Origin of the sequence: Nonomuraea phyllanthi (genome assembly GCF_006334985.2) — a bacterium.
GTDB lineage: Bacteria > Actinomycetota > Actinomycetes > Streptosporangiales > Streptosporangiaceae > Nonomuraea > Nonomuraea phyllanthi.
Window position 1 is genome coordinate 108,343 of the sequence record NZ_VDLX02000025.1, and the last position, 18,239, is coordinate 126,581.

Genomic DNA, 18,239 nt, shown 5'->3' on the forward strand with positions numbered 1-18,239 from the left:
CCATGTCACACATCGCCCCGCCGGCGAAGGCCGCGTGCCCCGCGGAGGGCATGCGCTGATATGCGGACGTACGACAACCCGGTGATCAGTGGCTTCCACCCCGACCCCAGCGTCTGCCGGGCCGGCGACGACTACTACCTGGTGTGCTCCAGCTTCGAGTACTTCCCCGGCGTGCCGATCTTCCACAGCCGCGACCTGGTGCACTGGCGGCAGATCGGCAACGTGCTCGACCGTCCCGCGCAACTCCACCTGCCTGCGGACGTACCGGCCTCCGGCGGGATCTACGCCCCCACGATCCGCCATCACGACGGCCGCTTCTACCTGATCACCACCAATGTCAGCGGGCCCGGCACCTTCGTCGTCACCGCCGAGAAGCCCGAAGGCCCCTGGTCGGACCCCGTCCGGCTCGACCTGCCCGGCATCGACCCCGACCTGGCCTGGGACGACGACGGCTCGTGCTGGTGCACGACCTCCGGCACGCAGGTGACGCGCGTCGACCCGCTGGCCGGCGAGGTGCTGGACGGGCCCTACCCCGTCTGGTCCGGAACCGGGGGGAAGTATCCCGAGGCGCCCCACCTGTTCCACATCGGCGACTGGTGGTACCTGCTGATGTCCGAAGGCGGCACCGAACGCGGGCACGCCGTGTCGATCGCCCGCGCCCGCTCGCCCCGCGGCCCGTTCACCCCCGGCCCGGTCAACCCGATCCTCACCCATCGCGGCACCGACCTGCCGATCCAGAGCACCGGCCACGCCGACATGGTCTCGGCGCCCGACGGCACGTGGTGGATGGTCCTGCTCGGCACCCGCCCCCGCGGCTTCACGCCCGAGTTCCACGTCCTCGGCCGGGAGACGTTCCTCATCCCGGTGGGGTGGGAGGACGGCTGGCCGGTCGCCGGGCCGGTCGAGGGCCGCCACGAGGCGCCCGCCGCCTGGCATCCGTTGCCCCCGCCCCCCGTCAGGGACGACTTCGACGCGCCGGTGCCGGCGCCGCACTGGATCTCCCCGCGCGCCCGTCCCCACGGCTCCTGGTCGCTGACCGAGCGCCCCGGCCGGCTGACGCTGCACGCCACCGGCCCGACGCTCGACCGCCCCGGCCACACCTTCTTCGGGCGGCGCCAGCAGCACCACGACTGCGACGCCGCCGTACGCGTCGAGCCCGGCACGGCGCGGGCCGGCCTGTCGGTCCGGCTGGACGAGGCCCACCACTACGACCTGGAGGTGCACGACGGGCAGGCGTGCGTGATCGCCCGCATCGGGCCGCTGCGCCAGCGCGTCGCCGCTCGCCCGGTGCCACCCGGGCCGCTCACCCTCGCCGTCGGCATCCGCACCACCGGAATCCTGCCGCCGACCGTGACCCGGTCCGGCCACGACGGCGAAGGCCCGTACGGCGCCGACGCCCACGGCCCGGACACCCTCTCCTTCGCCGTGGAAGCGGCGGGAGAGCGCACCGTCCTGGCGGAACTGGACGGCCGGTACCTGTCCACGGAGGTCGCCACCGGCTTCACCGGGCGCGTCATCGGCATGTACGTGACCGAGGGCAGCGCGGCCTTCGACTGGTTCGACTACGAGGGAAGGGATGGCGCTCCCGCCGTACGGCGTCCATGACACCGCCCACGCCGCCCGGTGGGAGGACGCCTTCCTGCCGGGCGACGCCGAGTCCGTGGCCGCGCCCGGTCAGCCCTCCAGCTCGCGCAGCCGGGCCTGGGCCTGCTGGAGCTCCTGGCGCGCGGCCGCGAGTTCCCGTTCGAGTTGGAGGATGCGGCGGATGGCGATGAGGGTCATGCCCTCGTCGGCCATGCGGGTGACGTGCTGGACGATGGTGATGTCGTGACGGGAGTAGCGGCGCTGGCCGCCGCCGGAGCGGCTGGGGGAGACGACGTCGTGCGCGTCGAGGCGGCGTAGGTAGGCGTGCTGGACCTGCAACATGTCCGCGACCTGGCCGAGTGAGTAGAGAGGGGCGTGCTCGTCGTCGAACGGCAGCTGGGGCATCCTGGCCTCCCTGTGATCCGGGGGCGGGCCGGGGCGTCCCGCCCCCGGACCCGGTGTCAAGGCTTGATGGCCTTGGTGTCGCCGCCACGGCTGATCTCGACCTTGCGTGGCTTGGCGCGGTCGAGGACCGGGATGTGGACGGTGAGCACGCCGCGGTCGACGGTGACCTCGATGGAGTCGGGGTCGATGCCGGGCAGATCGAAGCGCAGAACCACGTCGTCCTTACGACGCAGCCCGTCCATGGGCATGGCGGAGCCGCCGTTGCCGAAGGCCTGGCGGGTCAGCCGGTCGAACTGCCGCTCGAGTTCCTGGACGAACGGATCGATCGAAGCCAGCAACATGTCCCGAAGCCTCCTTCTGCTCCCCAGGATAGAGCTAACCTTAAAGTATAGTTATAGGTTAGCTCCATTCTGGTGGGAATGGCAAGGGAGGGCCACCTCACCTTGGTGCTTCCCGGTCCAGGCTTCTCGTTCTGGACCGGTTGAGGGCGACGGTCCCCGCGCCGGCCGCGAAGAGCGTTGCGGCGAGGAGCATGGTGCCGCCGGTTCCGAAGGTCCCGGCGAGGGCGGCGAGGCCGGCGGCGCAGAGGATCTCGCCGGTGTACTCGGCCTGCGCCAGGAAGGAGTGGGTGGTGGCCCGGATGTCGCCGGCGGTGCGACGGTTGACCCAGATGGTGGTGACGGTCCGCGCCAGGGGCATGGCGACCCCCTTCGCGGTGATCACGGCGGTGACCGCGAGAGGCAGGATCGACGCCAGGCCGAGGACGACGAGGCTGACCAGCCCGGTAAGGCAGGAGAAGGCCAGGGAGGCGCGGGCCCCGCCGTCGGAGTCGAGCCGGCGCTGGGCGGCGGCGAGGGCGAGGGCCGCGATGGCGTAGACGGCCAGGTTGATCGCGGTGAACCAGGCCATGCCGGAGGCGCCCTGGGGGAGGCCGAGGCCGGCGAGGCGTACCGGGTAGATCCGGCCGAACGTGTCGGCCGCGCCGTTCACCAGGACGGTGACGACGACCAGCATGAGGACGGTGCGGTCGGTGACCGCCAGGCGCGCGCCCCGGCGGGCGATACCGACGGCCGCCTTGAGGCGGTCCCTGCGGACGCGGACGAAGTTCCTCTCGGGGAAGACCACGGCGAACCACGTCCCCAGCAGGAGCATCAGGACGCCCGCGCACACGATGGCCGCCGGGCGGTCCATGATGACCGCGAAGCCGCCGAACGCGACGATCCCACCCCCCGCGCCGATCATCTGCCATCGGCTCTGAGCGGCGAGCAGGAGGTGCATGCGGTCGGGCCGGTCGATCTCGTCGGTCGCCCAGGCAACGTCCGATCCGCTGGTGAAGGTCCAGGAGATGCCCCACAGCATCTGGGCCAGCATCAGCGGGACGAAGCTCGGGAACATGCCGGTGACCGTCATGGCGGCGGCCATCAGGACGTGCGACGCGACGATCGCCTTCTTGCGGCCCAGGGTGTCGGCCACAACGCCCGCCGGGACCTCGAAGAGGATGCTCGCCACCCCCTGCGCGGCGGCGACGAGCAGCAGTTGCGCAGAGGACAGGCCCGCGTCGACGGCCATGTAGAGGCTGGTGACGAGCCACCAGCCGTTGTGCAGCACCGCCCGCAGGAAGTTCCAGACCAGGAAGCGGCGGGCGAGGACGCGGGGTCCGGGGTGGGTCGCGGCGGCCCGGCGCATCCCGGAGATCGTTCGGGGTCTCCAATGTTTCATGCCCGGAAACCTCGGCTGGACCGGCGCGATCCGCCTGGGGCAGGATGCTCATCTGACGGCATCCCACCGCCCCTCGCCGTGCGCTCAAGGGGCGCGTCAACGCTGCGGAAGGCTCTCATGCTGCCCCCATCCCGTGCCACCCCAGCATCTCCCGGCCTTCCGGACCTCGACCCGGTCTCCCTCCTGGCCCGGCTGGTCGCCCTCGACTCCGTCAACCCCGACCTCGTACCCGGTGGGGCCGGCGAGAGCGCCATCGCCGGCTTCTGCGGCGCCTGGCTCGCCGCCCGCGGTTTCGAGGTGCACCGCCTGGAAGAGCGACCCGGGCGTCCCTCACTCGTCGCGATCGCCCGCGGCACCGGCGGCGGCCGGTCACTCATGCTCAACGGCCACCTCGACACCGTCGGCCTCGCCGGCTACGACGGCGACCCCCTCGAGCCGCGGATCAGCGACGGCAGGATGTTCGGCCGCGGCACCTTCGACATGAAAGGCGGCGTCGCCGCCATGATGGTCGCCGCCGCACGGGCCACCGCGGAAGGCCCCCTGCGCGGCGACGTCATCGTCGCCTGCGTCGCCGACGAGGAGCACGCCAGCTCCGGCACCGAGGAAGTGCTGAAGTCCTTCACCGCCGACGCGGCCGTCGTCACCGAGCCGAGCCATCTCGAGCTCACCCTCGCCCACAAGGGTTTCGCCTGGTTCGACGTGGAGATCGTGGGCCGCGCCGCCCACGGCTCCCGCCCCGAGCTCGGCGTCGACGCCATCGCCAAGGCCGGCCACTTCCTGGTGGCGCTGGAGGACCTGGGCCGACGGCTCGCACAGGGCCCCGCCCACCCGCTCCTCGGCACCGGCACCGTGCACGCGTCGGTCATCCGCGGAGGCGAGGAGGCCTCCACCTACCCGGCGTCCTGCCGCATCACCCTCGAACGGCGCACCATCCCCGGCGAGAGCGCCGACGGCGTCGAACGGGAGCTGACCACCGTACTCGACCACCTCACCTCCACCGTTGCCGACTTCGCGTACCGGCTGAACCGCGGCCTGTACCGCGAACCCTTCGAGGCCGACCCGCGGTCCCCGATCGCCCGCACTCTGGCCCGCCACGCCGAAAGGGCACTCGGGCACCCGCCCGTGGTGCGCGCCGAGCCGTACTGGACCGACTGCGCCCTCCTGGACCGCGCCGGCATCCCCTGCCTGCTCTTCGGCGTCGACGGCGCCGGCGCCCACGCGGCCACCGAGTACGTCGAGCTCACCTCGCTGGAGCGCCTCACCGGCATCCTCGCCGACACGGTCACGGATTTCTGCTCCTGAACCCGCGCGAGCCCTCCGCCGGGATCCGTCGCACCGGGGGAGGGCCCGACGAGAGGGTTACACGGCCCAGCGGCCGCCGTCGACGTGCAGGGTCGTTCCGTGGATGTAGCCGGCTCGCGGCGAGGCCAGGAACGCGATCGCGTCGGCGATCTCCGCGGCCGACGCGGGGCGACCGGCGGGCAGGGCCGCCGCCAGAGCCGTCAGGTCCTCACCCATGGGGGCGGTGCCCTCGGTACGCGTCGGCCCCGGGCTGACCGCGTTGACCCGCACCCCCTTCGGGCCGAACTCGGCCGCCCACGCCTTGGTCAGCGACACGATCGCGGCCTTGCTCGAGCCGTACAGGGCATAGCCGGGATGGCCGTACTCCGCGACCATCGTGGAGACGTTGACGATCGCGCCCCCGCCGCGCTCGGCCATCCGCGGGGCGAGTTCGGCGACCAGGAAGAAGGGCGCCAGCACGTTCACGCCGTAGACGGCGTGGAAGTCATGCTCGGTGAACGCGGTGGTGGGTGCGTAGGGGTAGACGCCGGCGTTGTTCACCAGCACGTCCACCGCGCCGAGGATCTCCCGGGCGCGGCGGCCGAGCGCTCGGGCCGACGCCTCGTCGTGCAGCTGCGCTGCCACGAAGTCGGCCTGCCCGCCTCGGGCGCGGATCTCCTCGACCGCCTCCTTGCCCTGCTGCTCGTCCCGGCCCGACAGGACCACGTGCGCCCCGAGCCGGGCCAGGGTGCGGGCGGTCTCCCGCCCGATGCCCTTGGTGGCCCCGGTCACCAGGGCACCGGCCCCGGACAGCTCTCCCGACATCACTGCTGTTGCCATCACTTCAACCTCGCGTTGATCGACATTCGTTCGCCCGCCTGCCCGCCATGCGGCGGGGGCGGCGAGCTCTGCAAGGGATGTCAAGGCGCGAGGGCGCTCGCCGCCTTCCGCAACCTCCATCGCGGTGCCTTATGAGGCCCATTCGGTCAGCCTTCAGCCGGTGCGCGGGAGGCCGTACCGCTGTGATGGCATGGAGACATGGAACTGCGCGAGCTGCGGGCGTTCGTGGCCGCGGTGGAGGAAGGCGGCATGTCGGCGGCGGCCCGCCGGCTGCACATGAGCCAGCCCGCCCTGTCTCAGACCATCGGCGCGCTGGAACGCCAGCTCGGGCTCAAGCTCCTGACCCGCAGCACCACCGGGGTGCACCCGACCGAGGCGGGCACGGCGCTGCTGGGCGAGGCTCGCGCCGTCCTCGCCCGGCACGAGCAGGCGCTGAACGCCATGACCCGCTACACCCAGGACGGCTGCGTGGTCCTGCGGCTGGGGATCCCGCTGGAACTGCCGGCCGACCTGCTCGGCCCGCCGCTGGAGCGGCTGGCCACCGCCTGCCCCGGCACCCGGGTGGAGGCCCGCCATCTGTCCACGGCCGCGCAGGCGGCGGCGCTGCAGGCGGGGGAGCTGGATGCCGGCCTGCTGCGCGAGCGGCCGCCGGGCCGGCAGTTCGACGCGATGCCGGTGGCGCGGGAGAACCTGGGCGTGCTGCTCGCCACCGTCCGGGCCGCCGAGCTGGCCGGCCCGGACGGCATTCACCTGGACGCGCTCGACGGCCTGCAATGGGTGGGCTTTCCCCGCTCCGGCAGCCCCGCCTGGTACGACGAGCTCACCGCGATCCTGCGCAGCCACGGCCTGGACCTCGGACCGCCCGCTGCCGAGGGGCAGGCGCTGATCCCCGAGGTGAAGCTGGCCGCGGTCAGCGCCGGCCGGTCCTTCGCCCTGGCACCGCCGAACTGGACGCAGCCTCTCCCGGCGACCGTCACCTGGTCCTCGCTCATCGGCAACCCCCTCGTACGGCGCACCTGGGCGGTGTGGCCGGCCCACTCCCGCCGCCGTGACGTGGCCACCTTCATCGCCGGATTCACCGAGCCAGACCACTCGTGACCGGCCTGTCAGCCGCTCCGCGCTCGCCTCAGGGCCTACGAAATGCCATCCCAGGCGGCCCGGTCAGACGTGAGGGCTGAGGCGCTTGGCGATCCCGTCGGTCTCGTCGAGGTCGAGGCGAGGGACCTCGCCCCAGCGGGTGCCGCCGTCGGGCAGGGTGCCGGCGACATGGAAGTGAACGTGGGGGACGGTCTGGTGCGCGGGCACCCCGTTGTTCTGCCAGACGGCGATGCCCTCGGGGTCGTGGGCGGCGGTGATGGCCCGTGCGGCCCGCCGTACGGCGTTCATCAGGTGCCGCTCCTCCTCCGGGGCCACGTCCAGGATCGTCGGGCGGTGGGCGACCGGAATGACCAGCACGTGCCCCAGACCACGCTGCTCACGGGTGACCAGGATGGCGACCTGATCGCCCTGTTCCAGGATGGTGTACGGACGCAGCCCGGCGAGGTAGTCGCAGAAGGGGCACCGTTCCGGGGACGGCATCGATATCGGCATGGTGCCGATCTTCCCGCATCCCGTCGGGCGTCATGACCCTTGAGCGCGCGCCCACGGCACCTGGGGCATCCGATCAGACCATCATCGGCAGGCTGCGGTCCAGGCCGGTGATGTGCAGCAGCCGGGACATGAACGGCCGTGGCGCGGTCAGGGCCACGGTGATGCCCATCCACCGGGCGCGGTGCTGGATGCCGACCAGGACGCCCAGACCGCCGGCGTCGCAGAACGTGACCTCGGACAGGTCGATGATGAGCACGCTGGTGCTGTGGTGCAGCGTGTTGATGAGTTGCCGGCGCAGCGCCGCGGTGGTGAAGATGTCGATCTCGCCGGACAGGTGGACGGTGGTGGGCCTCGACGGGGCGGCCAGGCCGAGCGGGGCGATGTCAGTGACGGTCATGGAGTGACTCCTCCCTGGAGAAGCTGAGTCGGGATGACATGGCTGCCGGCCGTGCGATGGACGAGGGCGCCTCACGGCCGATGACCGGCCCGCCCTCGTTCTCCCAGCCGGCCGGGCCACCGGCGGCCATCGCGCGCAACGGCGCCGCGGGCTCGAGTGGCAGGCGCGTGAGGGTGAGGATGTCATCGGCGGTCAGGTCGGCGGTGTGCCGGGCGGTGCGCGCGAGCGTGGTCTCGGCGGGGCCGGTGGCGGCGTCCGGCGGGATGAGCAGCAGGGCGACCGGCTCGCCGGCGGCGAAGAACAGGACGACGACGTGAGGGTCGGCGTGGCGGAACGAGCCGACGCGGACCTGCCGCCCGCGTGCCGCGATCCGACGCGGGATGCGCCGCCACGCGTCCCGGTACACGCCGATGAGCAGCGTCGTCCGCCCCAGCCGCTGGTCGACGGCGGCGATGAGACCGGGCAGCTCGGCGGCCGCGTCAGGGGAGTAGGGCCACCAGGCCCCGTCCACCACGGCTCGCCGATCCAGCACAGGGTGGAGGCTGAGCCGTAGCGCGGAATCGACCCGGGGCATCTCCGACGAGGCAGGGCTGAGCGGTGTCAGGTAGGAAGCAACTGTCGGCGTCATGGTCGCCTGGCCCGTCCGGGCCCCTCCGAAGGGGGCCGGTGGTGATTCGCCGGGGGCGACGCCGACCTGGCTGCCAACGCTCGAAAAGTCCTCGGTGTCTCCACCCTATCCCCGGCTTTCGGAATCCCCTAATCCCGCAGCTGATCGCGGAGGTTGACCACGAGCAGATCTACATTGTAAAGCCGGGACGGGTTCCCACCTCCCGGTCAGGGGCAGGGGACACCACACGACCACGGCGAAGAGGTGTCATCGGGGGAAGGCGCCATGGAAGACGTCCACGACGTGGACATCGGCGGGCCGGCGTTCGAGGTGTTCGATGCGACGCCGGTGGCCGTCGCGGTGACCAGGGGGCCCGGCCACCGGCTGGTGTACACCAACGCCGTGCACCGAGCGCTGGTCGGCGAGTTCCCCATCGGGACGCCGTTCCGGCAGGCACTCGCCGGGCTCGCCGGGGACGACTGCTTCGCGGCGCTCGACGAGGTCTACCGGACGGGCGCGCCGAAAGAGCGTACGGGACCGCAGGTCCTCGCCGCGTCGGCCCGCCGGACCGATGACGAGCGGTACCTCACCGCCTGCCTGTCCCGCGTGGCCTTCGACGACGGCGAGTACGGGGTGCTGGCCGTCGTCCAGGACGCGACCGACGAGGTCGTCACGGCACGCCGGTTGCGGCAGGTCGCCGACGAACGCCGCCGCGTCCTGCGCCGCTACCACAGCCTGATGCGCATCAGCGCGGAGGTCATCTGGGTCGCCGATCCCCAGGGGCGGGTGATCGAGCCGGCCCCCGCGTGGGAGCGGGTGACCGGCCAGTCATGGGCGGAGAGCCGTGGTTACGGCTGGCTGGACGCCCTCCATCCCGACGACGTCCCGGCGACCGTCGACTCGTGGCGGCGAGCGGTCAGCGATCAGGTCGAGTGCTGGGAGTGCGTCTACCGCGTGCTCACCGCGGATGGCTCCTACCGGCATTACGAGATACGCAGCGTCCCGGTGCGGGAGGACGGCCGGGTGGTGGAGTGGGTCGGCACCGCCAGCGACATCGAGGATCTGTGGCAGCGGCGGCGCCATACGCGGTTGCTGGACGCCGCCGCGGCGGCGACGTCCGACGTGACGAGCGTGGACGAGATGCTGAACGCGCTGGCGAACGTCGTCGTGCCCGAACTGGCCGACGGATGCGGCTTCTACTGGGTGATCGACCTGTCAGAGGACCTGTCGCGGGGCGGCGACTTCCTGCTGGAGCGCGTGGCCACGGCCGGGCGGTCCGGCCTGCCCCGGTGGCCGCCGTTCAGCGGGGAACGCCACGCGCCGAACGGCAGGATGGCGCGGGCGATCCGCCTTCGCCGGCCGTTCCGCAAGACGTTCCCTCGGGGGAAGCCTCCGGAGGACCTCCTGCCCACGGGCACCCGGAAGTGGGTCGAAGCCACGGGGGGCAACGGCGTCGCGGTGGTCCCCGTCGTCATCGACGGGACGGTCGCCGCGGTGCTCACCGCCACGACCACCGGTGACCGGCCGCCGATGAGCCAGAGCGACCTGACCCTGCTGCGCGAGATGATCGACCAGATGCACGACCGGCTGAACAGCGCGATGCGCTTCCAGCGGACGCACCGCATCGCGCTGGCGCTGCAGTACAGCCTGCTGGCCGAGCCGCCGCACGTGCCCGGCCTGCAGATCATCGCCCGCTACCGGGCCAGTCCGGCGGCCGCCGAGGTGGGCGGCGACTGGTACGACTCGTTCGTGCTGTCCGACGGCGCCACCGTGGTGGCCATCGGCGACGTGGCGGGGCACGACCTGCGGGCGGCCGTCGCGATGGGCCAGCTCCGCAACATGCTCAGGGCCTTGGCCGTGGACCGCCAGGAGCCTCCCGGCCTCATCCTGGGGCGGCTGAACACGGCGATGGCGACGCTCTACGCGGAGCAGACGGCCACGTGCGTGCTCGCCCGCATCGAGGAGTGCGGCGGCGGTCACGAGCTCAACTACGCGGTGGCGGGGCATCCGCCGCCGCTGCTGCTCGGCGCCGACGGCCAGGCGCGGTTCCTGGAAGGAGGGGCCAACCCGCTGCTCGGCATCCCGTACGACACCCCGTGCGCGTCGACGCGGCAGGCGCTGCCGCCGGGCAGCACCCTGCTGCTGTACACCGACGGCCTGGTCGAACGCCCTGGCGAGCACCTCGACAAGGGGTTCGACCGGCTGCGCGAGCGGGCCTCGGCCCAGTGCCGGGCGCCTCTCGACACGCTCTGCGACGACCTGCTGAGCTTCCTGCCGCACAGGACCGACGACGACGTGGCCTTGATCGCCGTGCGCTGCTCCGGGCCTTCCGCGTCGCGCCAGGCGCCGGCGGGCGGGTGAGCGGCGAGCCGTGACGCGCTGACACGACCCCGCGGGCCTCGCACCCGGCGCCCGCTCCCGTTCTTCGTCCGGTAGGAGGTCTGCTCATGAGCGCGGGCCGGGGAGCGTGTCGCTGAGAGCGGTGAGCAGGAGGTGGCGCTGGAGCAGGGTGAGATCGCCGATGCTGGTGCCGGCGCTGATCTTCGCCTGGCGCAGCGTCCGAGCGATCTGGCCGGGGCTGCGTCGAGGCAGGGCGCGCAGCAACGCGGCGGCGTCGGCCCCGATGGTGGCCGGGTCCCTGCGGGACAGCAGCTGTTCGAGGCTGAGGTGCCCCGCCGTGACGGCGTCGCGCAGCTGGGCGGCGGTCATCTGCTGAGACGGCTTCGGCGTACGGGCCGCGCGGGGGACCGTTGCAGGGGCGATGCCATGAGCGGCGGCGACGGGCGGGGACGGCTCGGAGGGTCCGCCGGCGAGCAGGGTCTGTGCCGCGATCAGCAGACCGCCGACGCCGGCCACGGCGGTGGCGGCGAGGACGAGGTGGCGCCGGGTCAGGCGCCGGCTGTCGCGGACGATGGTGAGCCCGATGACGGCCGTGCGCAGCAGTACGCCGGTGACCATGCCGAGCAGGACCGGTACGGTCTGGGCGGGCAGGGGCGCCGCGGTGGCCAGGACGACGCCGGCGACCGGGGCCAGGCAGGACAGGGCCAGCCAGGGCGCCGACGGCGTGCGCGCGAGGTCGAGCAGCGCGGTCAGGGCGAGCCCCTCGCTGGCTGAGTGGATCACCAGGGCGGCGATCACGACGGCGGAGGCGGCCAGCGCCAGGGTGGCGCCCTCGATCATGCGATGGAGGGAGAGCGCGGCGGCGGTCCCCACCCCGCCGTAGACGGCGGCGCTCACCGCCTGCTTGACGCGCCGGTGCAGGCCGGGCGCGTGCCGGCCGCCACCGGCGCCGTCGTCGTGGCCGTGGCCGCAGCCCTTGCGGGTGAAGTAGGTGATCACGACGAAACCGAACACCCCGGCCAGGCCGACCAGCCAGAAGGGCACGCCGGTCTCCTTCGCCTCCTGCCAGGCGTCGGGCAGCAGGTCGACCAGGGCGGTGACGAGCATCAGCGCCGAGGCGACGGCCAGCCAGATGCCGATCCTCGCGCTGTTGCGGCGGGCCAGCAGGGCGCCGGCCAGCGTGGACAGCGTGACCAGGGCCACGGCGGCCCAGGTCGTCCAGGCAGGCAGGGCGGCGTCGAAACCGGAGCCTTCGGGGCTCGGGCCGTGAAGGGCGAGGGTTTGTACGGGCGCCGCCAGCGTGGACCTTCCGGCCGGCACGAACATGGCACAGCCTTTCTGCGAACGTCGGGGTCGGGCGGTGGCACGGTGGACGCGGGACGGCGAGGTGCTGCCCTGGCGTCATCCAGGGCAGCCGCCGCCGCAGCCGGAATCCCGGTCCTGCGCAGCCTGGCCATCGGTGGCGGCGCAGTCGGCGGCGCAGTCGGCGGCGGGGTGTTCGGCGTCGTCGGTGCAGGCGTCGGCCTCGTGACAGTGGTGCGGGTGGGCGTGCGGTTCGCTCATCGTCGTTCCTTTCGCCGTGGGCGGCTTCGAGGCGCACTTCTTCTACGGAATGTAGTTGACTCATGACTGTCTGTTTAAACATCTGAGCAGATGTTCAGGGAATGGCCGGCCACGATCTTCCGGATGGGACTTGACCCATGACGCTTCGGCGAGGAGCATCTGTATATATGAACAGTCCATCAGATGTCGGATGCGTGCGCGATCAGGCCACCGGCTGACCGGCACCCACGTGCACAGCCTGCCGCAGTCGGCCACCATCACCCTGAGGAGTTCCCCGGATGTCCGAAAACCGCTCCCACGAACGGCATCACGACGACCGCGGCCCTGACCATCGGCACGACCAGGCCGGAGACGCCGCCGGTCACGGACACGGACATGGGCACGGGCACGGGGTGAGCGGGGACGCCGATCGGCGGTTCCTGAGCGGGGCCCTCGTACTGATCGTCGGGTTCATGGCCGTCGAAGTGGTGATCGGCGTGATCGCCGGCTCGCTGGCGCTGATCTCCGATGCCGGCCACATGCTCACCGACGCTATGGCGATCGTGCTGGCGCTGGTCGCCATGCGGATCGCCGCCCGTCCGCCGCGCGGCGGCTTCACCTACGGCCTCAGGCGCGCCGAGATCATCTCCGCCCAGGCCAACGGCATCACCCTGCTGCTGCTCGCGGCCTACTTCAGCTATGAAGGCATCCGCCGCCTCATCGAGCCGCCGCAGGTGGAGGGCCTGTACGTCGTGGCGACGGGGCTGGCCGGCATCGCCGTCAACGTGGGCGCCACCTGGCTGCTGTCCAAGGCCAACCGCTCCAGCCTCAACGTCGAAGGCGCCTTCCAGCACATCCTCAACGACCTGTACGCCTTCATCGCCACCACCCTGGCCGGCCTGGTGGTCTGGCTGACCGGCTGGAGCCGCGCCGACGCCATCGCCGCGCTGGTGGTCGCCGCCCTGATGCTGAAGGCCGGATGGGGACTGGTCCGCGACGCCGGGCGAGTGTTCATGGAGGCCGCCCCGGCGGGCGTGAGCCCCGCCGAGATCGGCCGGCAGATCGCCGCTCTGGACACCGTGGTCGAGGTGCACGACCTGCACATCTGGGAGGTCACCTCCGGATATGCCGCCCTGTCGGCGCACGTCCTCGTCGCCCCGGGCGCCGACTGCCACGCCGCCCGCCTCACCGTCGAGGGCCTGCTGCGCGACGAACACGGCATCGAGCACACCACCCTGCAGGTCGACCACGCCACGCCCGGCAGCCACGCCTTCGACGACGATGGCGGGCTACGCCGTCTCGTGCAGCACTGTCCCGACCCGCACGGCCCCACGCACCACAGCCTCAACCTGGATGAGGTGGCCACCGGGAACGGCGGCGAGGCCGCGCATGAGACGCCTGTTTCCTCGTGCCACACCTCGAAGGCGGTTCCCTGACCTCCCGCGCCGGGAGCAGACTACGGGGGGTGCGTCGGGCCGTCACCACCGCACGGCGGAAGGGCACTCGTGGCCGTCACGGCTCGTGCGGCCTCACATCCGGGACTTCAGCACGTCGATCTCGCAGCCTGGCGCGGCCGGGTCGAAGCCGTGCTCGACCAGCCAGCGGACCGCCAGCAGGCTCCGCAGCGACCATCACGCCCTGGGCCGCCTCGGACCAGTCGAGCACGCCGGTGACCTCGTCACCGTCCTCGAACACGTGGCTGATCTGCAGGTCGCCGTGCGTGAACACCGGTGTCCACGGCCGCAGCGCGGTCTCGGCGACCTGGCGGTTGCGCGTGACCAGGTCGGTGGGAAGGACGTCGTTCGTGACGAGCCACGCGCATTCGCTGTCGAGCTGCGACGCGATCGACGGCTCGCCGAGGCGCGGGGTCGCGCGCTCGCTATGGGCGACGACGACCTCGATCTCCTCCACGCCGGCCGTTGCCGGGGGACGAGCACCGGCGTCGCCAAGGGTTCATCGCCTGCGGACCGCGTCCCGCTGCCGGCGGTCTCGTGCACGACAACGCGCCGAGCGCCGCCTCGGGGCAGTGCACCAGGATCCGGACACTTCCATCGACTTCGACACCATGTCGAACTTCCTGCCTACGGCTCACGTACCTCCACGCAAGGAGTTCTCGTGGAGACCGGAGGTGACGCGGCGATGACGTACGGCGAATCTGTCCTGTGCTCCAGAGCGCCGGCGATCAGCTGGGCATCGTCCCGATGAGGACCGTCGCGCGAACCACGCGCCGCAAGCCGTCCGCGGTCGCGTGCGCCGCCGCCCTGGGCATGTTCCTCCTGTCCGCCTGCGCGGCGGCGGTGCCCTCCTCCCCGGTACGGGTGGCGCACCATCACGGCACGCATGTCTCCCCGGATGCCGCGGGTCAGGTGCTGCCCACGGCCGGCATGGAGCAGATCGCGGGCACGCTCGGCTGCCCGAGCATCGACATGCAGGTCGACGCCACGGAGCTGCGTCAGGCCGTCTGCCGGACCTCGCGTGGCCGCTACACGCTCGTGACGTTCACCACGGACGCGGGCAAGCGCATGTGGCTGGACGCCGCCCAGGCGTACGGCGGCACCTATCTGGTGGGCGACAGGTGGGTGGTCATCGCCACCCCGGCGCTGCTGGAAGCCCTGCGCGAGCAGTTGGGCGGCCGCATCGAGTCCATGCGCCATTGACCCGGGTCAACGGACCCGGCGCTCTTGACACGCCGTCCAGGCGGCACCATATCTTGCTCATATGAACGCTTCTTCAGATGACGGTGTGTTGGCGATGGACGGTTGCGCCGCCAAGGTGGTGGACGCCGACCGCGTGGCGGCCGTGTGCGAGCGGATGCCGGCCGCCGAGGACCTGACCGACACCGCCGACATCTTCGGGCTGCTGTCGGACCCGAACCGGCTGAGGCTGCTGGTCGCCCTGCTGGACGGCGAGCTGTGCGTGTGCGACCTGGCCGCGGTCACCGGCCAGAGCGAGTCCGGCGTCTCCCATGCCCTGAGACTGCTGCGCGCGCACCGCATCGTCGCCGCGCGCCGCTCCGGCCGGATGGCCTACTACCGTCTGGAGGACCCGCACGTACGGATGCTGCTCGACCTGGCGCTCGCCCACACCGAGCACACCGACGCCATTCATCCCGAACGCGACGGAGCCCCCTGATGGGCGCCGGGCACGGACACGGACACGGGCACGCGGGAGGCCGGCACCGGTGGCGGCTGGCGGTCTCCTTCGCGCTGATCGGTTCGTTCTTCGTCGTCGAACTCGCCTACGGCCTGATCTCCGGGTCGCTGGCGCTGATGTCCGACGCCGGCCACATGGCCGCCGACGTCGTCACCCTCGGGGCGGCGCTCGTCGCCACCCGCATCGCCACCCGCCCCGACACCACCGGCCGGCGCAGTTACGGCTCCTACCGGGCCGAGGTGTTCGCCTCGCTGCTCGCCGTGGTGCTGATGCTGGGTGTCGCGGTCTACGTCGTCATCGAGGCCATCGGCCGGATCGGCGGCACCGCGGAGGTCTCCTCCGGGCCGATGCTCGTCGTCGGCGCCACCGGTCTGGTGGTCAACGTGATCGCGCTGGTGCTTCTGCGCGCCGGCGCGAGCGAGAGCCTCAACGTCAAGGGCGCCTACCTGGAGGTGGTGGCCGACACCGCCGGGTCGGTCGGCGTCATCGTCGCAGGCTGGCTGGTGGCCGCGACCGGTCACGCCTACTGGGACACGGTCGTGGCCCTGGCCATCGGGGTCTTCGTCGCGGTCCGGGCCGTCTCGCTCGGCCGCCAGGTCTTCGCCGTGCTCGGCCAGCATGTGCCCGAGGGTATGGACGCCGCCGCCGTGGCCGCCGACCTGGCCGCGATCGACGGCGTGCGGGACGTCCACGACCTGCACCTGTGGACCCTGACCTCCGGCATGAACGTCGCCACCGCGCACCTCGTCACCGGCCAGAACGACAGCCACGCCGTCCTGGATCAGGCCCGTGACGTGCTGCTCCGGCGCCATGGGGTCGCCCATGCCACGCTCCAGGTCGAGCCCGCCGACCACGCCGGCTGCGACGAACTGGGATGGTGACGCCGGCGCTCGGCCACCCCAGAAATCTACAATGTAAAGGCGCCGGGCAAGGTGCAGCCAGCCGTACGTAAAGAGACAACCACCCTCCACCACCGCCGGTTTGGTCGCGTCGGCGCCGCGGTAGACCGGCACTCGTGAGGCGGCTCACCTGCCGGCGTTTCCCCGTGACGGGCGTTCCCGCCGGCCGGACCGGTCGCTGAGACGCGTGCGGCCGGATCATGGGTGCCGAGCAGGCCGCGAACACCGCTGGCTGGGGGAGCGACCACGAGCATGGACCCGGTGGAGATGGGCGAGGGCCGGTCTTACGGTGCGATTCCGTTCGCCGGCGCGTCGGCGCGGGTGAACGGGCCGACCAGGGGTCCGGTGGTCGCGGAAGCGGAATCCGCCTGACCGGTTCCGCCGGCTTCCGGGCCGGCCTCGCCATGAACCGCATCCGCCAGGAGATCGCCGATCTCCATCCGAGCTACGCCGCCCTGGTAATGGCCACCGGGATCGTTTCGACCGGTCTCGCCCACTTCGGGTGGGACGTGCTGTCCGACGTTCTCCTGGTGGTGGCCGTCGTCGCGTTCGCCGTGCTGCTCGTGGCCTATGCCTGGCGGCTGATCGCCTACCCGCGGCGGGCTCTGGCCGACGCCTGGGATCCCGGCCGGGGCTTCGGGTACTTCTCGTTGGTGGCCGCCCCCAACGTGCTGGGGGTCCGGCTGGCCCTCGACCACCACCTGGGGGCCAGTGCGGTGCTGGCCCTGGCCAGCGTCCCGATCTGGCTGGTGCTCACCTACGCCATCCCCGGGGTCCTGATCGTGGGGCATCGCCGGGAATCGGTCCTGCCCCGGATCAACGGGAGCTGGTTCATGTGGGTGGTGGCGACCCAGTCCCTTTCCGTCGCGGCCGCCACCGTGGCCGTGTGGCGCCCTGGCCTCGAGGTCTGGCTGGCTCCGGTGGCCGTGGCCCTGTGGGGGATCGGCGTGGTCCTGTACCTGATGCTGACGAGCCTGGTCACCGCCCGTCTGCTGGACGATCCGGTCACTCCGCACGCGTTGAGCCCGGCCTACTGGGTGTACATGGGGGCCACGGCGATCACCGTGCTCGCCGCGGCCAAGATCCTGGCCCTGCCGGCGGGGCTGCCGGTCCTGGTGTCGACCCGCCAGGTGGTGTCCGGGCTCGCCTACTTGCTGTGGGCGTTCGGGACCTGGTGGATCCCGCTCCTGCTGATCTTCGGGGTGTGGCGGCACGTGGTGCGCGGCCCGTTGATGGGCTACGAGCCCACGCTGTGGAGCATGGTCTTCCCGCTCGGCATGTACGCGGCGGCGAGCGACGGCTACGGCCGCTCCACCGGGCTCTGGTTCATGGTCGACATCGCCCGGGTGGAGGTCTGGGTCGGTTTCGCCGCGTGGGTGGCGGTCGCCATCGCCATGGGCGTGGCGCTGCTGCGTCCGTCGCGACACGAGGTGCCTGGCAGTCACGGCGTCGCGGAGTGACCCGCCTCCGCGGCGACGTCCTCGTCCGCGATCCACGCGCAGCCGCTTTCCGGGCTTCCGGAGAGGTGGATGACGGCGTCGAGGCGGTCACGGGTGCGGGTCAACGCGGCGATCTGGGCATCGATGCGATCGCGCTCGGCGGCGAGCCGGGCACGCGATGCCGGGGTGCTGGCCTTGGCCTCGACGCAGGGCAGCAGGTCGGCGATGGTCCTGCTGGACAGGCCGGCCGCGTACAGCATCTGGATCAAGTGGACGCGGTCGGCCGCCGCCTCGGGGTAGTGGCGCTGCCCGGAGCCGCTCCGGTACGCGTCCAGCAGGCCCTGCTCCTCGTAGTAGCGCAGGGCCCGCACGCTGACGCCGGACCTTGCCGCCAACTCGCCGATTCGCACGGTGACCTCCATCACAAGACTTGCCTCTGACGT

At 72.1% G+C, this 18,239-nt stretch carries 20 protein-coding genes; 9 read left to right on the plus strand and 11 right to left on the minus strand.

The window, feature by feature from the left end; genetic code table 11:
* Positions 1-60: 60 nt before the first annotated feature.
* Positions 61-1,605 carry a glycoside hydrolase family 43 protein gene (locus tag FH608_RS44375; RefSeq protein ID WP_139637063.1) on the plus strand — a complete coding sequence of 515 codons (1,545 nt, stop codon included), beginning with the start codon at positions 61-63 and terminating at the stop codon, positions 1,603-1,605.
* 69 nt (positions 1,606-1,674) lie between these two features.
* On the opposite strand, the gene FH608_RS44380 is transcribed toward FH608_RS44375, so the two are convergent.
* The 3 genes from FH608_RS44380 to FH608_RS44390 all read right to left on the minus strand — a co-directional run bounded on the left by FH608_RS44380 (position 1,675) and on the right by FH608_RS44390 (position 3,708).
* Positions 1,675-1,989, minus strand: a complete 315-nt coding sequence (locus tag FH608_RS44380; protein WP_139637064.1) for a MerR family transcriptional regulator — start codon at positions 1,987-1,989, stop codon at positions 1,675-1,677.
* Between the two features lie 56 nt (positions 1,990-2,045).
* A complete protein-coding gene (locus FH608_RS44385; protein WP_139637065.1) occupies positions 2,046-2,330 on the minus strand; it encodes an Hsp20 family protein in 285 nt (94 codons plus the stop codon).
* A gap of 97 nt (positions 2,331-2,427) precedes the next feature.
* Entirely contained in the window at positions 2,428-3,708 is a 1,281-nt protein-coding gene (locus tag FH608_RS44390; RefSeq protein WP_226900457.1) for an MFS transporter, read from the minus strand.
* A 117-nt stretch (positions 3,709-3,825) separates the two neighbouring features.
* On the opposite strand from FH608_RS44390, the gene FH608_RS44395 reads away from it, so the two are divergent.
* A complete protein-coding gene (locus tag FH608_RS44395; protein WP_139637066.1) occupies positions 3,826-5,010 on the plus strand; it encodes a M20/M25/M40 family metallo-hydrolase in 1,185 nt (394 codons plus the stop codon).
* A gap of 57 nt (positions 5,011-5,067) precedes the next feature.
* Here the strand turns inward: FH608_RS44395 and FH608_RS44400 are convergent, their stop codons facing one another.
* The gene (locus tag FH608_RS44400; protein WP_226900458.1) at positions 5,068-5,829 is read right to left on the minus strand and encodes an SDR family NAD(P)-dependent oxidoreductase; all 762 of its coding nucleotides are present in this window, start codon (positions 5,827-5,829) and stop codon (positions 5,068-5,070) included.
* Positions 5,830-6,027: 198 nt separating this feature from the next.
* On the opposite strand from FH608_RS44400, the gene FH608_RS44405 reads away from it, so the two are divergent.
* Positions 6,028-6,927, plus strand: a complete 900-nt coding sequence (locus tag FH608_RS44405) for a LysR family transcriptional regulator (RefSeq protein ID WP_139637067.1) — start codon at positions 6,028-6,030, stop codon at positions 6,925-6,927.
* 63 nt (positions 6,928-6,990) lie between these two features.
* On the opposite strand, the gene FH608_RS44410 is transcribed toward FH608_RS44405, so the two are convergent.
* The 3 genes from FH608_RS44410 to FH608_RS44420 all read right to left on the minus strand — a co-directional run bounded on the left by FH608_RS44410 (position 6,991) and on the right by FH608_RS44420 (position 8,444).
* Positions 6,991-7,419, minus strand: a complete 429-nt coding sequence (locus FH608_RS44410; protein ID WP_139637068.1) for an HIT family protein — start codon at positions 7,417-7,419, stop codon at positions 6,991-6,993.
* 73 nt (positions 7,420-7,492) lie between these two features.
* Positions 7,493-7,816 (minus strand): STAS domain-containing protein, encoded by a 324-nt coding sequence (locus FH608_RS44415; protein ID WP_139637069.1) that lies wholly within the window; start codon positions 7,814-7,816, stop codon positions 7,493-7,495.
* Positions 7,803-8,444: a DUF5994 family protein gene (locus tag FH608_RS44420; protein ID WP_317135618.1), complete on the minus strand. Its 642-nt coding sequence runs from the start codon at positions 8,442-8,444 to the stop codon at positions 7,803-7,805. The genes FH608_RS44415 and FH608_RS44420 overlap by 14 nt, the downstream gene beginning before the upstream one ends.
* A gap of 264 nt (positions 8,445-8,708) precedes the next feature.
* Between FH608_RS44420 and FH608_RS44425 the strand changes: the two genes are divergently transcribed.
* The gene (locus tag FH608_RS44425; protein ID WP_139637071.1) at positions 8,709-10,784 is read left to right on the plus strand and encodes a SpoIIE family protein phosphatase; all 2,076 of its coding nucleotides are present in this window, start codon (positions 8,709-8,711) and stop codon (positions 10,782-10,784) included.
* Between the two features lie 84 nt (positions 10,785-10,868).
* Here FH608_RS44425 and FH608_RS44430 read toward each other — a convergent pair whose 3' ends face one another.
* Positions 10,869-12,089 (minus strand): ZIP family metal transporter, encoded by a 1,221-nt coding sequence (locus tag FH608_RS44430; RefSeq protein ID WP_139637072.1) that lies wholly within the window; start codon positions 12,087-12,089, stop codon positions 10,869-10,871.
* 75 nt (positions 12,090-12,164) lie between these two features.
* Entirely contained in the window at positions 12,165-12,326 is a 162-nt protein-coding gene (locus FH608_RS52090; protein WP_193318970.1) for a hypothetical protein, read from the minus strand.
* Positions 12,327-12,604: 278 nt separating this feature from the next.
* Here FH608_RS52090 and FH608_RS44435 point away from each other — a divergent pair, with 278 nt between their 5' ends.
* Positions 12,605-13,741, plus strand: coding sequence for a cation diffusion facilitator family transporter (locus tag FH608_RS44435; protein WP_139637073.1), 1,137 nt, complete (start codon positions 12,605-12,607; stop codon positions 13,739-13,741).
* 76 nt (positions 13,742-13,817) lie between these two features.
* Here FH608_RS44435 and FH608_RS44440 read toward each other — a convergent pair whose 3' ends face one another.
* The gene (locus FH608_RS44440; RefSeq protein ID WP_226900460.1) at positions 13,818-14,216 is read right to left on the minus strand and encodes a phosphotransferase; all 399 of its coding nucleotides are present in this window, start codon (positions 14,214-14,216) and stop codon (positions 13,818-13,820) included.
* A 251-nt stretch (positions 14,217-14,467) separates the two neighbouring features.
* On the opposite strand from FH608_RS44440, the gene FH608_RS44445 reads away from it, so the two are divergent.
* The 4 genes from FH608_RS44445 (at position 14,468) to FH608_RS44460 (ending at position 17,817) form a co-directional block, all read left to right on the plus strand.
* Positions 14,468-14,962 carry a hypothetical protein gene (locus tag FH608_RS44445; protein WP_226900461.1) on the plus strand — a complete coding sequence of 165 codons (495 nt, stop codon included), beginning with the start codon at positions 14,468-14,470 and terminating at the stop codon, positions 14,960-14,962.
* 61 nt (positions 14,963-15,023) lie between these two features.
* The gene (locus FH608_RS44450; protein ID WP_139637074.1) at positions 15,024-15,437 is read left to right on the plus strand and encodes an ArsR/SmtB family transcription factor; all 414 of its coding nucleotides are present in this window, start codon (positions 15,024-15,026) and stop codon (positions 15,435-15,437) included.
* Positions 15,437-16,339, plus strand: a complete 903-nt coding sequence (locus FH608_RS44455; protein WP_139637075.1) for a cation diffusion facilitator family transporter — start codon at positions 15,437-15,439, stop codon at positions 16,337-16,339. Before FH608_RS44450 ends, FH608_RS44455 begins: the two co-directional genes overlap by 1 nt.
* A gap of 422 nt (positions 16,340-16,761) precedes the next feature.
* The gene (locus FH608_RS44460; RefSeq protein ID WP_193318971.1) at positions 16,762-17,817 is read left to right on the plus strand and encodes a tellurite resistance/C4-dicarboxylate transporter family protein; all 1,056 of its coding nucleotides are present in this window, start codon (positions 16,762-16,764) and stop codon (positions 17,815-17,817) included.
* Here FH608_RS44460 and FH608_RS44465 read toward each other — a convergent pair.
* Positions 17,799-18,206 (minus strand): MerR family transcriptional regulator, encoded by a 408-nt coding sequence (locus tag FH608_RS44465; RefSeq protein WP_193318972.1) that lies wholly within the window; start codon positions 18,204-18,206, stop codon positions 17,799-17,801. The genes FH608_RS44460 and FH608_RS44465 overlap by 19 nt on opposite strands.
* Positions 18,207-18,239: the final 33 nt, after the last annotated feature.

Coding starts and splice junctions, on each gene's coding strand:
- FH608_RS44425 (WP_139637071.1), top strand. CDS start 8,709: ATGGAAGACGTCCACGACGTGGACATCGGCGGGCCGGCGTTCGAGGTG.
- FH608_RS44450 (WP_139637074.1), top strand. CDS start 15,024: ATGAACGCTTCTTCAGATGACGGTGTGTTGGCGATGGACGGTTGCGCC.
- FH608_RS44385 (WP_139637065.1), bottom strand. CDS start 2,330: ATGTTGCTGGCTTCGATCGATCCGTTCGTCCAGGAACTCGAGCGGCAG.
- FH608_RS44405 (WP_139637067.1), top strand. CDS start 6,028: ATGGAACTGCGCGAGCTGCGGGCGTTCGTGGCCGCGGTGGAGGAAGGC.
- FH608_RS44375 (WP_139637063.1), top strand. CDS start 61: ATGCGGACGTACGACAACCCGGTGATCAGTGGCTTCCACCCCGACCCC.
- FH608_RS44460 (WP_193318971.1), top strand. CDS start 16,762: ATGAACCGCATCCGCCAGGAGATCGCCGATCTCCATCCGAGCTACGCC.
- FH608_RS44390 (WP_226900457.1), bottom strand. CDS start 3,708: ATGAAACATTGGAGACCCCGAACGATCTCCGGGATGCGCCGGGCCGCC.
- FH608_RS44395 (WP_139637066.1), top strand. CDS start 3,826: ATGCTGCCCCCATCCCGTGCCACCCCAGCATCTCCCGGCCTTCCGGAC.
- FH608_RS44380 (WP_139637064.1), bottom strand. CDS start 1,989: ATGCCCCAGCTGCCGTTCGACGACGAGCACGCCCCTCTCTACTCACTC.
- FH608_RS44435 (WP_139637073.1), top strand. CDS start 12,605: ATGTCCGAAAACCGCTCCCACGAACGGCATCACGACGACCGCGGCCCT.
- FH608_RS44400 (WP_226900458.1), bottom strand. CDS start 5,829: ATGGCAACAGCAGTGATGTCGGGAGAGCTGTCCGGGGCCGGTGCCCTG.
- FH608_RS44420 (WP_317135618.1), bottom strand. CDS start 8,444: ATGACGCCGACAGTTGCTTCCTACCTGACACCGCTCAGCCCTGCCTCG.
- FH608_RS52090 (WP_193318970.1), bottom strand. CDS start 12,326: ATGAGCGAACCGCACGCCCACCCGCACCACTGTCACGAGGCCGACGCC.
- FH608_RS44410 (WP_139637068.1), bottom strand. CDS start 7,419: ATGCCGATATCGATGCCGTCCCCGGAACGGTGCCCCTTCTGCGACTAC.
- FH608_RS44455 (WP_139637075.1), top strand. CDS start 15,437: ATGGGCGCCGGGCACGGACACGGACACGGGCACGCGGGAGGCCGGCAC.
- FH608_RS44430 (WP_139637072.1), bottom strand. CDS start 12,089: ATGTTCGTGCCGGCCGGAAGGTCCACGCTGGCGGCGCCCGTACAAACC.
- FH608_RS44415 (WP_139637069.1), bottom strand. CDS start 7,816: ATGACCGTCACTGACATCGCCCCGCTCGGCCTGGCCGCCCCGTCGAGG.